The following is a 472-nucleotide window of genomic DNA, read 5'->3' as shown; positions in this document are numbered from 1 at the left end:
GATCTATACGGCATCCTTCTGGGACGAAAACGCCGGCGGCGTCGCGATCTATCAGAACGGCAAGACCCTCGGCTCGATCGGCACGCACGCCGAATTCCAGGGCGGCGCGATCACCGGCAACGCGACGTCGATCTTCGCGGCGATGCAGTACAGCACCCCGCAGGGCAGCGGCACGGTCGGCCGCTACAACCGCGCGACGCTGCAGCGCGATCTCACGATCCCGGTCAGCGTGTGGAACGCGGTCAGCCGAGCCGACGTGATCACCGGCCTCGCGACCGCGGGCACGCTGCTGTACGCGAGCGACTACTTCGGCAACCGCGTGCGCGTGTTCACCACCGAGGGCGTCTGGCAGCGCGACATCGGCATCGCGAACCCCGGCGCGCTCGCGCTCGACGATGCCGGCAATCTGTGGGTCGCGCAGAAGAATGCGGCGAAGATCGTCGAATTCAGCCCCACCGGCGCGCTGATGAAC

The 472-nt window shown here is 67.6% G+C and carries 1 protein-coding gene; it reads left to right on the top strand.

Going from position 1 to position 472, the window contains the following annotated elements:
• On the top strand, positions 1 to 472 hold a 472-nt coding region (locus tag J5M73_RS31220; protein WP_207816927.1), incomplete at both ends, for a hypothetical protein.

Source organism: Pseudomonas sp. 50_B (assembly GCF_017491625.1).
In the GTDB taxonomy this organism is placed as follows: domain Bacteria; phylum Pseudomonadota; class Gammaproteobacteria; order Pseudomonadales; family Pseudomonadaceae; genus Aquipseudomonas; species Aquipseudomonas danubii.
Note: the sequence above shows the minus strand (reverse complement) of the source record. Positions and strands in the feature narration are given on the sequence as shown.